Source organism: Clostridium sp. LIBA-8841 (genome assembly GCF_034439435.1).
Lineage (GTDB): Bacteria > Bacillota > Clostridia > Clostridiales > Clostridiaceae > Sarcina.
Genome location: NZ_JAPCKJ010000003.1, coordinates 350050 through 365342 on the forward strand (window position 1 = coordinate 350050; position 15293 = coordinate 365342).

Annotated in this window: 13 protein-coding genes; 3 read left to right on the forward strand and 10 right to left on the reverse strand. The window is 27.0% G+C overall.

The genetic code is table 11. The features are described 5' to 3' along the window. Positions 1–140: 140 nt before the first annotated feature. The 3 genes from OIF33_RS10145 to OIF33_RS10155 form a co-directional block, all read right to left on the reverse strand. Complete coding sequence (locus OIF33_RS10145) at positions 141–1043, reverse strand: GNAT family N-acetyltransferase (protein WP_322504133.1); 903 nt, start codon at positions 1041–1043, stop codon at positions 141–143. A 142-nt stretch (positions 1044–1185) separates the two neighbouring features. Next, positions 1186–4584: an FtsX-like permease family protein gene (locus OIF33_RS10150; RefSeq protein ID WP_322504134.1), complete on the reverse strand. Its 3399-nt coding sequence runs from the start codon at positions 4582–4584 to the stop codon at positions 1186–1188. 16 nt (positions 4585–4600) lie between these two features. Next, positions 4601–5302 carry an ABC transporter ATP-binding protein gene (locus tag OIF33_RS10155; protein WP_322504135.1) on the reverse strand — a complete coding sequence of 234 codons (702 nt, stop codon included), beginning with the start codon at positions 5300–5302 and terminating at the stop codon, positions 4601–4603. A 291-nt stretch (positions 5303–5593) separates the two neighbouring features. Between OIF33_RS10155 and OIF33_RS10160 the strand changes: the two genes are divergently transcribed. Beyond that, complete coding sequence (locus tag OIF33_RS10160) at positions 5594–6157, forward strand: TetR/AcrR family transcriptional regulator (RefSeq protein ID WP_322504136.1); 564 nt, start codon at positions 5594–5596, stop codon at positions 6155–6157. A 223-nt stretch (positions 6158–6380) separates the two neighbouring features. Here the strand turns inward: OIF33_RS10160 and OIF33_RS10165 are convergent, their stop codons facing one another. Further along, positions 6381–6683 carry a hypothetical protein gene (locus tag OIF33_RS10165; RefSeq protein ID WP_322504137.1) on the reverse strand — a complete coding sequence of 101 codons (303 nt, stop codon included), beginning with the start codon at positions 6681–6683 and terminating at the stop codon, positions 6381–6383. Between the two features lie 183 nt (positions 6684–6866). Here OIF33_RS10165 and OIF33_RS10170 point away from each other — a divergent pair, with 183 nt between their 5' ends. Together OIF33_RS10170 and OIF33_RS10175 are read left to right on the forward strand one after the other, a co-directional pair. Next, a complete protein-coding gene (locus OIF33_RS10170; protein WP_322504138.1) occupies positions 6867–7076 on the forward strand; it encodes a DUF3955 domain-containing protein in 210 nt (69 codons plus the stop codon). Positions 7077–7319: 243 nt separating this feature from the next. Further along, complete coding sequence (locus tag OIF33_RS10175; protein ID WP_322504139.1) at positions 7320–7970, forward strand: glycosyltransferase; 651 nt, start codon at positions 7320–7322, stop codon at positions 7968–7970. A 145-nt stretch (positions 7971–8115) separates the two neighbouring features. Here OIF33_RS10175 and OIF33_RS10180 read toward each other — a convergent pair whose 3' ends face one another. The 6 genes from OIF33_RS10180 to OIF33_RS10205 form a co-directional block, all read right to left on the reverse strand. After that, positions 8116–8451, reverse strand: coding sequence for a YmaF family protein (locus OIF33_RS10180; protein WP_322504321.1), 336 nt, complete (start codon positions 8449–8451; stop codon positions 8116–8118). A 303-nt stretch (positions 8452–8754) separates the two neighbouring features. Next, a complete protein-coding gene (locus tag OIF33_RS10185) occupies positions 8755–10845 on the reverse strand; it encodes an ABC transporter permease (RefSeq protein WP_322504140.1) in 2091 nt (696 codons plus the stop codon). Then, positions 10845–11600 carry an ABC transporter ATP-binding protein gene (locus tag OIF33_RS10190; protein ID WP_322504141.1) on the reverse strand — a complete coding sequence of 252 codons (756 nt, stop codon included), beginning with the start codon at positions 11598–11600 and terminating at the stop codon, positions 10845–10847. Before OIF33_RS10190 ends, OIF33_RS10185 begins: the two co-directional genes overlap by 1 nt. Positions 11601–11769: 169 nt before the next feature. Continuing rightward, positions 11770–12780, reverse strand: a complete 1011-nt coding sequence (locus OIF33_RS10195) for a sensor histidine kinase (RefSeq protein WP_322504142.1) — start codon at positions 12778–12780, stop codon at positions 11770–11772. Further along, a complete protein-coding gene (locus tag OIF33_RS10200; RefSeq protein WP_322504143.1) occupies positions 12755–13435 on the reverse strand; it encodes a response regulator transcription factor in 681 nt (226 codons plus the stop codon). Before OIF33_RS10200 ends, OIF33_RS10195 begins: the two co-directional genes overlap by 26 nt. A gap of 501 nt (positions 13436–13936) precedes the next feature. Further along, the gene (locus OIF33_RS10205) at positions 13937–15154 is read right to left on the reverse strand and encodes a cytochrome c biogenesis protein/redoxin (protein WP_322504144.1); all 1218 of its coding nucleotides are present in this window, start codon (positions 15152–15154) and stop codon (positions 13937–13939) included. Between the last annotated feature and the right edge of the window lie 139 nt (positions 15155–15293).

A 15293-nucleotide genomic window follows, 5' to 3' on the forward strand; every position in this document is an offset into this window, starting at 1 on the left:
ATAATATTTCTTTATAGTACTCATTTTTCCTTTTGAGTAACAATAATTTGTTTAATATTTCTTATTTGTTAACACTTATCGTAAAAATATCAACTAAACATAAATAAGAAAGGTATAGAATTTAATCTATACCTTTCTTATTATGCATGTGATAATATTGGAAACATCAACTTTTCTGTTTTAAATGGAGCTTCTTTTTTAGCTCTTATAAATAATGTAGTATCCTCTTCATTTACTAAGTTCTCTTCATAACAAGCTGTATTATTAGGGGTAAATCCTAAAACTATTTTCTTAGTTTCTTCTTTCATTAACATATTAATAACCTTATCTAAATCTATTTCTTGTGTTGAAAATATTTCTTGCACATATAATACATCTTTATCATATTCACATATAACAACAGTATTAAAATTCTCAATATAGTATATATTTTCTTTCATGAAATCTAAACAATAAAACATTATTAGAAAACTATTATTTTTAACATGAAGCTTGGATATAGAAATTCTATTATTAATAATCTCAGTAAAAATATCTTTATCACTTGTATCATTTATATTTAGTTTTCTTACCTTTTCTTTTGATTTTTCTTTAACCCTATTTATTGAATATTGATACTCATTATACTTTTCAAATCCAAACTTAGGATAAAAATCAAGAACACTATCATTTGCATAAAGATGTATGCAATCACATTTATCTTCCCATTCTTCTATGATTTTCTCCATAAGAAATCTACTTAATCCCTTATTCCTAAATTCCTCATCTGTCATAACGGTTCCTATTTGTATATATCTTTTCTCATTTCCTTGAATCATTACGTCCATAATACTTACAGAAACATTAGCAACAACTTTGTTATTGTAAACTAAAGAATATGGTATATAACTTTCACTCCAATAGCCTTCTTTATACCACTTTTCAAAATTAATACCAAATGTTTTTTCAGCCAACTCATTAAAACTATTTCTCAATATTTCATTACCTTTATAATCAACTTTATAAAGATATTTTTTGCCTTGTATATCTATATAACCACTCATACCTCTTCCATCCTTTTCTTTATACTTTACTCTAATATCTTTAATTAATATTTTATTACTATTAATTAAATTATTCGATCTAATAAATTATTCTTAAATAAAAATAAGCCATAAGCTAGATAGCTTATGACTTACTAAATCCTTATTCATTTGACTTCAATGCATCAATCATATTAACTTTTCTTAACTTAACATGCATAAGTATCATAACTATCACTGTGAAAAGTATAGTTATTAACGCTGAAAATATATAACTAGTTATAAATATCTTAGGGTACATCATCATTGTATCAGTTTCTGATGTTCTTATTATAAAGGCATGTAGCATCTTTCCTAGGGCTGAACCTGCCAGTATTCCTAATAAGGTTAATATTATATTCTCTCTTAATATATACATTGTTACTTCATCATCAAAGAATCCAAGAACTTTTATTGTTGATAGTTCTCTTATACGCTCTGATACATTTATATTGTTTAGATTGTATAGTACTACAAAAGCTAGACATCCTGCTGATAAGATTATTACTAACATTACTACGTTCATGTTAGCTGCTGACTCTTCTGTTGTCTTTTCTATTTGTGATGTCATTGTTACATTTACAACATCTTCACATTCCATAAGTTTTGAAGAGATTTCATCTTTATTCATTTTATCTTTATCAAAGTTTAAAAGATCTGTGTTATATACAGGTTTCTTTCCAAATACTTTTTCATAATATGATGGTGACATATACATTGAATGCATAAGGTAATTTTCTGCTATTGCTTCTACTTTAACCTCATGAGGGTTGTTATCATCATCCTTAAATGTTATTGTATCTCCTACAGATACTCCTAAAAGTTTTCCTAACTTTTCATTTATTACAACGCCCTCATTTGGCACCTCATATTTTTCACCTGAAACCCTATCATTTAGCACTATAAACTGATCTAATTCATCTTTATTTTGTGGTACGTAAAGACTAACTGTTTGCTTATTCATGCCTTCCTTACTAAAGGTTACTGACTCTTGGTGCATTCTTAAGTTACTTTCATATCCAGGTAATTCTTTTAAAGTATCGTTATACTTTTGAATCTCTGCCTCAGTAGGATTATCCCCAAAGACTACCATAGTTTCATACTTCCATAACTTATCAAATTGTTTTTCTACCATTCCACTATTTGAATCCTTAAGTCCAAATCCAGTAACAAGAAGTGCCATACATCCAGCAATACCAAAGATAGTCATAAGCATACGCTGTTTATATCTGAAAAGATTTCTAAGAGTTACTTTTTGATTGAAGTTCAATCTTTTCCATAATGGTGTAATTCTTTCTATTAATATCTTCTTACCTAACTTTGGAGCCTTTGATCTCATAAGGTTAGATGGTTTGTTTTTTAATTCAACTCTTACAACAAATAAGGCTGCTCCAACTGTGCATAGTATTGATATTACTAAGGCCTGAATTATATAAGATGGATAGTAATATGTAGTTACTTTTGGTAAGTTATATACACTTTCATAAGCACTACTAATTATATTCGGTAAAATATTACTTCCAACTAATATTCCTAGTATGCATCCTAATATACTTGCTAATGCTGCATATATTACAAATTTTAAAGATATTTTAAAATCACCATATCCTAAAGCCTTCATAGTACCTATTTCTATTCTCTTTTCTTCTACCATCCTTGTCATTGTTGTTAAACAAATTAAGACTGCTACTATAAAGAAAAATACTGGTAACACTGATGCAATGCTATCTAAACTATTAATTGAATCCTTATATCCTGAATATCCTGGATTGTCAGTTCTATCAAATACATAATAGTTACATTCACCTAAATCACTTAAAGTTGACTTTTCTTTTTCTTCAATTTCTTTTCTTCCCTCAGCTAGCTTTTCTTTATTTTCAGCTATGGCTTTTTCACCCTCTGCTAGCTTAGCTTCTGATTCATCTAACTTAGTCTTTGCCTTATTAAGCTCTCTGTCTCCTGTAACTTTTCCCTCTTCAAGAGATTTTTTTCCCTTAGCTAATTCAGCTCTACTATTATCTAATTGCTTTTGAGCTTCTTCAAGCTTAGTTTTTCCAGCATTAAATACTGCTAATTGATTCTCATACTGTGATTTTCCCTCTTGATATTTAGTGATTCCACCTAATAATACTTGTAATTTTGAAGTATTATCATTAATTGATTTAACACTTTCATCTAAGGAAGCAGCAATTCCCATAGCAATATTTTTGTTTTCAGGATTCTTTTCTAATCCTTCTAATGCTCCACTTAACTCACTTGATCCTAAGTTAGCTATTATCCCTTTCCAATACTGAATTTTCTCAGCAGGTATTGGTTCATTTTCTGGAAGGTTTTTAACTGTATTTTTTATATCACTAGAAAGTAAAGTCATTGTTCCAGATAGTTTTTTTAGATTTTCTACCTTACCTTGTAATTCACTTGTACTTTCATCTGGATTAATTCCCTGATTTAAAAATTCTTGTCTACTATTATCAATGGTATCCTTAGCCTTATTTAACTGACTTTCTCCCTCTTGAATATTGGCTTTTTGTTTGTTAATCTCAGCTTGCCCTTCTTCAATTTTCTTTTCACCAGTTAGAATATTTGCTTCTCCAGATTTAATTCCATTTTCAAACTCTAACTTTTTCTCATTATATTGTTTTTTCCCTTCAGCTAACTGTGCTTTTCCATCTTGTAATTCTTTTTCTTTATCTAAAAGCAAGTTTTCATTCTCATTTAACTCTTCATAAGCCTTGTCAAATTCCTTTTGAGCCTCTGCTTTTATTTCTTCAACTCTTTCTACTCCTCTATTAGAATATAAATCTTCAAGGTAATTATTGTTTTCTTCCATTAAATTTTTATACTCATTTCCATAAGCATCAAGACCTTGTACATTCTTAAATCTTACATATATTTCAGTATAAGCATTCATTTTTATGTCAGAGCTATTTAATACTCCAAAATAATCAATAGTTCCTTTTCCAACAGGGGTTGCTCCCCTTGACTCTTTTTCAATATACATTGGGCTTTTTACAATTCCAACAATTTTAAACTTATTCTCCTTAAAGTTCTTCATTGTATCTTCATCAGTGTCAATTACAAACTCATCACCGATTTTTAAGTCCTTATTTAACTTAAATGCTCTTTCATCTAAAGCTATTTCACCACTTTTTTCTGGTAATCTACCTTCTAAAACAACAAAGTTATTTATATTACTTTTTCCATCATACTCCATGAATCTAACTACATTACTCATGTTAGTAAGATTGGCATCTATGCTATGAGTACCATAATAATCTAATATTTTGTCATTATTCTTAAGTAGATTTAAATCTTTATCAGTTAATCCTAAGGTTGATACAATCTTACTATCCATAAGATTTTGACTACTATAGAAACTATTTATAGTTCTATTCATGTCTGGACCTGCTGATTTTATTCCAGAATAAAAGGCAACACCTAAAAAGATAATTACCATTATAGAAAAGAATCTGGCTTTTGATGATAGAATTTCTCTTACTATAGATTTTTTATATGCCTTCATCTAAAACAATTCACTCCTACCATTCTATTTCCTCAACTGAGATTGGATTAGGATTAACCTCAACACTTCTCACTTTTGCATCATTAATCTTAATAACCTTATCAGCCATAGGTGCTATTGCTGAGTTATGAGTTATTATTATAACTGTAGTTCCTATTTTTCTACATGTGTCTTGTAGTATTTTTAAAATTTGCTTACCTGTACTATAATCTAAGGCACCTGTTGGCTCATCACAAAGTAAAAGTTTTGGATTTTTTGCAATGGCTCTAGCAATAGAAACTCTTTGTTGTTCTCCACCAGATAATTGTGCTGGGAAGTTATCTTTTCTATGTCCAAGCCCTACTATCTCTAAAGTTTTATCTACATCTAATGCATTATTTGAAATTTGAGTGGCAAGTTCTACATTCTCTTTTGCAGTTAAGTTTTGTACTAAGTTGTAAAACTGAAATACAAAACCAACGTCATATCTTCTATACTTAGTAAGTTCTCTATTACTAAATTTAGATATATCAGTTTCATCAATAACTATTTTACCTTCATCACAGCTATCCATTCCGCCTAGAATGTTAAGTGTAGTCGATTTTCCTGCACCACTTGGTCCTAAAATAACAACAAACTCTCCTTTATTAATAGAAAAGTTAATGCCATTATTAGCTACAACGGTGTTTTCTCCAATTTTATATCTTTTATATACATCAATTACATCTATATATGCCATCTTATACCTCCAATAACTATCTATTGCATTTTTAAAAAATTACTATATACTTAAAGTTATTAAATAGACACTTTGTTCATTTAATATTACAATAAATAGTATAAATTAAGAAGGATTTATTAACAATAATCACATAAATTCTTAACGTTATTAAATACACATTACAGGTTAATTTGTTCATTTAATAACATTTAACATTAAATTATCCAAACTATATTCTAAGTGAGTGTTGATTTTTATCTTAAGACAAACAACTTCTTAAAATATATAAATTAAAAGGAGATTTATAATATGGCAGGTGTTAAGGGAAATCGTAGAACTTTATATACAAAAAAAGTGATTAAGGAAAGTTTAATAGAATTACTTAAAACTAAAGAAATCCATCAAGTTACTGTTACTGATATATGCAAAAAAGCAGATATTAATAGAGGAACATTCTATACTCATTACAAAGATGCTTTTGATTTACTTCAGTCTATGGAAGATGAATTATTTGATCAAATTTTAAGATACATAAAAGAAATTCCAGTAGAAGAATATAATAGTTTATTACTTCTTAAAGTACTTGAATTAATTAAAGAAAATAAAGATTTATGTAAAGTGCTATTTTGTAATCAAAGAGACAGTAGCATATTGAATCGTATTTTAAATATTGCAAATCAAATAGATATAGGGCAAATAATTAATAATCCTAGTCTAACTAATAAGACAATTGCTAACTACTATATGAGATATTCTGTTGGAGGTTGTATTTCAATTATTGAAACTTGGTTAGAAAATAGTTTACCCGAGTCTCCTAGTGAACTTGTTCAAATAATTAATGGTATAAACCAAGTAAATATTCAAAGCTTTTAATAAACAAAAAAGACCGCACCAAATAACTTAATAGAACTTATAAATACATTCAGAGAATTACTGAATTTTAAGTGAAAGTCTAAATTTTGTTTTAGATTCTTGAACTTATACAATGGAACGTTAGCTACATTGTAGTTATTTTATAAGTTTTATTAATAAGTTTTTATGCGGTCTCTTTTTTTATTTAGGCGCTATTTTAAATTAACACCAACCTAAAGAGCCTTTATTTATAATATCCATATTCACAAAGTAGCTCGTGACAACTATTTACTTCATCGTCTGTAAAAAGTTCACTATACTTACTTTCAACAATAGTAGCTTCCATTGTAAGATCTAAACGGTTTGCCTTTTGTAATTTATCAAATCCATCTGAAACCCTACCTTTACGTAAAATCTCTTGAACTGTTCTTACTCCACCAAACTTTTCTATTGTTAATAAAAGTCTCTTTTGAGTGCAAGCACACTCTTTTTCTGCTATTTCACATTTCTTAATAAGTTCTTTTTCAAACATCTTTTCTAATGACATAATATTTACTCCAAACATATTTTTTTGCATCTAATTATACTATATCATTATAACCACATCAACGTTTAACTTATGCTCAATTATTATTAATAATATATTTTTATCGAAAAACAATAAAATTTTGTTGATTTATCTTCGATTGTGATTTATTATATAGTTATAAATTGAAAGGAGATTTTATCAATGAAAAAATTATTTTATATCTTACCATTTATTTTAGGAATATTTTGCTTTATAGGTTCTTCTTTAGCACCAAGTACAGTATTACCAGATGGATTTCTTTATGAACCATACTTCTTTTTAATACCTATTGGTTATTTATTTATTTTTATAGGAATAATAGCAATTGCTACCAAGGGAATTTTCACTTTATATAAAAAAAAGAAATCCTAAGTTAAGGATTTCTTTTTTTATTTCTTTAGTTTAAATCAAAACTATTACTTATTTTCAATTATCTCTTCTAATTTTTCAATTTCTATGTTTTCGCAATTTAAGTTATTTTTCTTTTTACAATACTTAATGAATATTATAAAACTATGGTTTCTATTTAAATAAAATAAATACTACTTATGTATATATATATACTACCTTGAACAAAATAAAATCGAAATAAACTGAATAAAGGAGTATGTATTAATGAAGAAACTTTTTAAAAATTTATTATTCCCATTATTTTTATTTTCTTTAATCTTAGCACCAGTTAAAGTTCAGGCTTTAGAAAATAAAGAATGTAAAGATATACCTTATAACAAAGCTACTTGTGATTTAAGAATGGCAGAAAGAAGACTTTGGATAGATCATGTTCTATGGACTAGAAGTGATATTGTAAGTGCCTTAGCTTCACTTGAAGATAGCAGTGCTGTATCAGAAAGACTTTTTAAAAACCAAGATGATATTGGAAATTCAATTAAGCCTTACTATGGAGAAGAAGCTGGAAATAAACTTGCCACTCTATTGAGAGAACATATAAAACTTGCCGAACAAGTTGTTGGTGCCGCTAAAAGTGGAAATGAAGCTGATTTTGAAAAATATAATAAGTTATGGTATGAAAATGCTGACCAAATAGCTGATTTTTTAAGTTCCGCTAATCCAAACTATTCAAATAAAACTCTAAAAGATATGCTCCATGAACATTTGGATTTTATTGCAACTCAAGTTGTAGCTAGATTAAATAAAGATTGGAATGCAGACATTACAGCCTTTGACCAAGGTGAAGATCACATGATTAAGTTTGCAGATATACTTACTGATGGAATAATAAAGCAGTTTCCTGAAAAATTTAAATAACTAATAAATACTAAGTATATTTAGGGAGGATTATGTAATAAATTACATAATCCTCAGTAATCTTTATTATTAACCTTAATATAACCTTATAAAATAAACAATCATATTTTTAGACATAATAAATATTTATATATTTTAATGAAGTTTATACTAAAGGTGCTTCAATTTGAGTAGTGAAAAGAAACTGATGAAAATGACCATCATTACAACTAGTTCTTCCACACACCAAATGGACATGCTTATTAGTACCTGGTATTCTAATTGCAGGACCAGTTAAAACACATATTTGGTGAAAATGATCAAGGAAGTCTGTCCTAGTGTTAATTTTGTGAACATGGTTTTTTCCACCATGTATTGGTATAACCTCACCTGTAACTCCTGCAGTACGATGGTTATGTCTATCATCGCCTTCTTCTGCTAATTTAACACTTTGTTCAAATTCATGAACATGTGTCTGTCTTTCTTCATTACAACATCTCATACAACATTTCACACAACATTCGTTATTATCTCTCCAGTCATTATCATCTCTACAGTCATTATAATCTCTTTGACACTTATAATTTTGATAACCCATTTTAAATATCTCCTACATACTATATATTTAAGAAATTCCGCTAAAAAATCTCTTACTATATGTTATGAAAACATTCACTATATTTGTTCTTATATTTTGTAAAGTTATTTAGAATTATGTAGTAATTAGTCATTTAATGGATAAAATCACTACTAATACTAAAAGAACCATACCTAATTTAAGGTATAGTTCTTTTTAAAATAATATTTACATCCAAACATTTAATTCCTTTATAAATCTTCTTCTACTGATAAAATAAAATACTAATTGTAAAATACATATTATAATTAATACTAATGAACACTTTTTCATAAGCAACCAAACAATCTCAGTGTTAGAATTCATTACATATAAGTAATATAAACCTAATCCTCCTCCAAATATTATTGGCATAAAGAAAGTTATTGCAAGCTCTTTGCTTATAATTGATTTTATCTCCTTAGAAAGAACTCCTATTCTATTTAATGAAGTGATTCTCTCTTTTTCTTCTCCAATATCTGATAAGACTTTGTAATATAAAACTATACCATTAGCTATTACAAATAAAATTCCTATGAATATCATCGTAAATAGCATCATACCATTCTCATCTAATCTCATTCTTACTATTTCTTCTTTATAGATTGGTCTATATGCTTCTCTTTCTCCTCTTTCACCCTTTTCATATTTTCCCCATAAGTCTCCTTGATTCCAATAAGAATCATCTAACCCATTCTCATCTTTTAAATATTTAATTACCCCTTGAAATTCCTTGTCTCCGTTTTTTACATTCATTAAATGAAATTTCTTAAAATCTTCTTTTGATACCTTTGACTCTAATATCTCATATTCTTTATCATCAACTATATAGGCTTTTCCAGATCCATAATAGTTAGAATGTCTAATATTAGTAAAAGGCACTCCCTTTTCACACTTTATTTTTTCACCATTAAATTCTAAATTAATATTACTTTGAGATAAACTTTTAAACTCTTCTGTTGATAATATATATCCGTTTAATTCAGAAACCTCTCTAACCTTCTCTAATTCATTTTCATTCATTAAACTAAAAGTAACTGTTTGTGGAGTATAATTCATGGTTTCGTTATATACAGTTGCATATATTACTTCACCAGGCTTTACATCAATATTAGTTCCCATGTGTTTGTTATAATTTGTTTCACTTATAATACTTTGGTTATCATCATAAAGAGAGATTTGATTTTCTTCTTCCGCTCTGAACATAGGCGCTTCAATATATTCTAAAACTTTATAATTTTCTACTTCTCCCTTATTGCTAGCTATAGCCTCTTCAATTTTTTCTTTTGAAACCTTATTATACTTTTCAGTTTCAATAAACATAATGTCATAAGGATTTTCTAAATCTACCATATCTCTTGTTGAAGAATAAACTGAATAACTAAACCCTACAAAGAACATTGATCCTGCTATTAATAAGGAAAGCATATATATTAAATTCTTATATCCTAAAAATCTATGTGATAAATTTGATAATACCAGTAAGTTATTATTATATAATTTAGGAAACTTTGAAAATACAACTTTAATAACCCCAATAAGAGATCCTATTATCATATATGGACATATTAAAGTTAAAAATACAAATACTCCTATCATAAATGATTGTTCTTTAAACATTTCTTTTAATAATGTCTTTGGTAAACAATAGGCAGCTATAGCAAATACTATTAATGATAGAATTCCAACTAATATATTTGACTTTCCAACTTCCTTTTTCTTTGAGGATTTTATAGCATCTATTATAGATACTCTTCTTATATAAAGCATATTGAAGATAAAGTTACCTATAAATATTATTGAAAAAATACCTATGCTAAGTAAAAAACTTTTATAGTTTAATATAAATGGAATATCAGTTCCTACTAAAACTTTATTTAATCCCATATAAAATAGCTTTGAAAATAACGCACCACTTAATACTCCCGTAATTAATGAAGCTATCATTATACCCAAATTCTCTATAAACACTAATTTACTTAAATCTTTTGTTGTCATTCCTAAAGTTAAGTACATTCCAAATTCCTTACCCCTATTTTTAAGAAATGACATGTTTGTATAAGTAATAAAAACTATAGAAAATAAAACTACTCCTAATAATGCCATATTAACCGTTTCATATAATGAACTCTTACCTATCTCAGCTATAATAGCATCATTGAAAATTAAGCTTCCATACATAAAAAGCATTGCTATAATTAAGGCATTAACAAAATAAAATGATATATATTTTGTTAAGTTATGCATAAAGTTTTTTTGTATTATAGAAGAAAATTTCATTAGTTCTCTCCTCCTATAACACTTTGTACTTCTAAAATCTTATCAAAAAACTTTCGCCTGTTTCCATCAGATGTAATTTCCATTTTTATAGTTCCATCTTTAATAAATATAATTCTCTTACAAAAAGATGCTGCAAAAGGATCATGAGTTACCATTAAAACTGTGCTTTCAATTTCTTCATTCATTTTCTTTATGGTTTCCATTATGCTATTAGCTGATCTTGAATCTAAATTTCCTGTTGGTTCGTCTGCAAATATTATAGCTGGATTATTTATTAAAGCTCTTGCAGCTGCAACCCTTTGCTTTTGTCCACCTGAAATATGGTATGGATATTTTTTCTTTAATTCCTCAATATGAAAGAACTTCATAAGCTCATCTACACTTTTTTCCATTTCCTTTGGATTTTTTTTATCCAATATTAAAGGTAGTGCAATATTCTCTTCTAATGTTAAGCTGTCTAAAAGATTAAAATCTTGAAATATATATCCTACATTTTTTCTTCTAAATAAAGCTAATTTATCTTTCTTAAACTTGCTTATATCATTATCTTTAATAACAATCTTTCCTGATGTCGCCTTATCAACTCCTGAAAGTATATTTAATAATGTTGTTTTCCCACTACCACTAGGTCCCATTATTCCAACAAACTCTCCCCTATTTACAGTTAAATTTAATCCCTTTAAAGCATTAACTTCTTTTGCTCCTTTGTATGAACTATAAACCTTAGTTAAATTATTTACCCTTAAAATTTCCATATATATTTACCTCTCTTCTTAAATTCTCTTTTAAGTAAGTCTGAAGAGTTAGCTAAAAATCAATATATCTTAAAACTAACTCTTAACTTATATCCTTATTATAAAAGGAAATCCAAAGTTTTCTAATGGATTCACCTTACATAACCTTACATTTTTGAAAGGTAAATTATTAACTTTTATTGTTCATAAATATTATCCTTACAGTAGTTCCTTCTCTAACCTCTGATTCTATTTTTATCTTATGACCAAGTTTATTAGAGATTAATTTAACCATATACAATCCTATGCCTGTAGCCATTCTTTCCTTTCTACCGTTTTCTCCAGTATAAAAAGGATCAAATATTCTATTTAATGCCTCTTCTTCTATACCTATTCCATAATCCTTAATTATTAATTCACTTTCTTCCGCTCTAATAACTGATGATATCTCTATGCCTTTTGACTCTTTATCCTTTGAATATTTTATTGCATTGGATAATATTTGCTCTATCATATAAGAGCACCACTTTTTATCAGTATAGACATAGATATTTTCATCTATATCCACTTTCGGAAATACACCCTTATATATAAAATCTCTTTTCTTTGAATTAACACAATTAATTGTCAATTCCTTCAAATTATAACTATTAGTAATATAATCTCTTGAAAACTCATCTATCCTCAATACATTTAAACATTCTTCTAAGTTTTTCTTTAAAAGCTTATTTTCTTCACTTATATCTAAAATGCATTGATTGTTTTCTCCACTAATACTACTTTTATCACAAGCTAAATCTATTACTGTTATTGATGTTTTCATATTATGAATCCACTGTGAAAATAAAATTTCTCTATTATTTACTTCTTGTTTCAAAGAATATATTTTATCTAGATAATCCTTATGTATTTCTTTTATTACATTTAATATTTCTTCTTCACTTGCACTTAAATTAGTATTATTGTAATCTGGACTTCTTTGACTATCTGATAAAATTTTTTTAAATCTAATATATTGAATTACTTCTATAACAAAATATATTCCTATTACAAACAAACTTAAGATTAATGGATATATGACTTCACTATTTTCAAATAATAAATAATAAAATAATATAATGACAGATGTATTTATTATTAAAATCATCAAATCTCTTGACTTATTCTTGGCTACTTTAATTATCAAGTCCATTAAACACATAGCCTACACCTCGTTTCGTTACAATAACATCATTTATTGCTAAATCACTAAGCTTCTTTTTAACTCTAGTCATATTAACTGTCAATGTGTTATCATCCACAAAAGTCATATCATCCCAAAGTGCTTCTAGCATTTCTTCTCTTGTTACTACTTTACCTTTATTTTTTAATAATATATTTAAAATCCTATATTCATTTTTTGTTAATTCAAGGACTTCGTCATTATATTTTAATTTCATACTATCATGCATTAATGACAAACCTTCCTCTTCTTCTTTAAAACTCTCTTGATTGTATTCCTTGTTTCTCCTTAATAAAGCATTTATTTTAGCAACTAATATTCCTATTACAAAGGGTTTTGTAACATAATCATCTGCTCCAAATTCCATTCCTCTTATTTGTTCACCTTCATCACTTCTTGCAGAAAGAATTATTACTGGAGTTTTATACTCTTTCCTTATTAATCTTAAAAAATAAAATCCATCAAATTTAGGTAAATTTATATCTAATAGTATTAAATCTGGACTTACTTCCTGAACTGTTTCCATAACATAATCAAAGTCTTGTATTGTACTTACTTCAAAATCATATACTTCTAAATATTCACATATATATTTTTGTAGTTTTAAATCATCTTCAACTAGTAATATTCTCATTCCTACCTCTTTCATTTCCTATTTATTTAGAGAATTATTTAATTTTTGAACTATGTTTTAAACTAGTGTTGATTTTTAAATAGAACTAAAGGACTAGCTAAAAATCAACATTCATCTAAAGCAAAGCCAAATTTTAAAATACACTCTATTTATTTCGACATACCATATAATATTTTTCGCATAAGCTCCTTTTTCCTTCTAAATGAAAATAAGTTATTTAATATTTTCTTATTTGTTAACATTTATCATAAAATTATTAATTAAAGCTTTTCCGAGCATATTTGCATAGCAAATAGTTTTCATACACTAAAAAACCATGTAGGATGTTTTCCTACATGGTTTCTTAGTTTAAGATTTAATTGACTAAATATTCTTTAATTTTTCTTACTATATTTTTTCTTTGTTTAATTAAATCAATTATATTGGCCATTTTTTAAGATTTTTATTTAATATGTTGATTATAATTACCATAATCCAACATAAATTTCAGTAAATTTCTTTTTATCTCTCACTTTCAATAAGATTTTTCATAGTTTCTTTATTCATCGCACCAGGTATATATTTAGTTATATATCCTTCTTTGTTTATTATAAATGTTGATGGAAACGCATTTATACCATATTGATAAACCATAGAACCATTTTCATCAAATACAACAGGGAAACTATAACCTTCTTTTGATAAGAAATCTTTTATATAATTCTCTGATCCTTCTCTTCCTACATTAGGAGATGCTACTCCAAGGATAACTACATCATCTTGATTTTTATTATACTCTTTGTAAAGTTCCTCTATATGTGGCATCTCTCCTCTACATGGTGGACACCATGTTGCCCAGAAATTTATAAATACAGTCTTTCCCTTATACTCACTAAGTGTATGTTTATTTCCATATTGATCATATAAAGTAAAATCTATTGGAGCTATTTTCTGCTGCTCACTCTCACCTTTTTTGTTCTCATTGTTGCTTTCATCCTTGTTTTCATTGGTACTTTCAGCCTTTGTTGTCTGATTTTCATTATAAATTTTTGCTTCTTTATTTACATTTCTAACTCCACCTATAAGCATAATTAATCCAGCTATTATAATGAAAATACCACTTACCTTCTTAATTAAATCCATATGTTTCTTTATACTATCAAACTTTTTAAATAATTTGCTATAGAATAATGATGCTATTATAAATGGCAATATAAAACCAATTGTATAAGTTAATATCAGTAAATTAGATATTACAAAATTTTGTGAACTTGATGCCATAACAAGTACTGATGCCAATATAGGTCCAATACATGGTGTCCATCCAAAGCTAAATGTAAATCCTAATATAAATGCTGATGCTGGAGACATAGACTTATATTCAAAATTTAATCTTTTTTCTCTATTTAGTAGATTTAATTTTATTATTCCTAAATAAAATAATCCCATAAATAATATTATGACTCCACCTAAAATCATTATGATATTCTTATTAGCGTTAAAAAAGGAACCTAAAGCATTTATTGATGATCCTAATATAAAAAATGTAGTAGAAATTCCTAAAGTAAAGAATATTGTATTTTTTATTAAAATACTGCTCTTAAACTTAGAATCTCTCATATCTTCTACACTGCTATTAGATAACATACTCAAATATATCGGTAGTATTGGCAATATACATGGTGAGAAAATCGATAGAATTCCCTCCACGAAAACAATAAAGAAATTGATATTTTCCACTAAACCTTTTCCCCCTTAATAATTATTTATAAATTTTAACTTTATATCAGATTAAAGCTATTTTTAAATTGCTAACTTTTCTTTCAAAAAACTAAAAATAGTACTAAATAAAAGAATCTTTCAAGCCACTATTTAATAC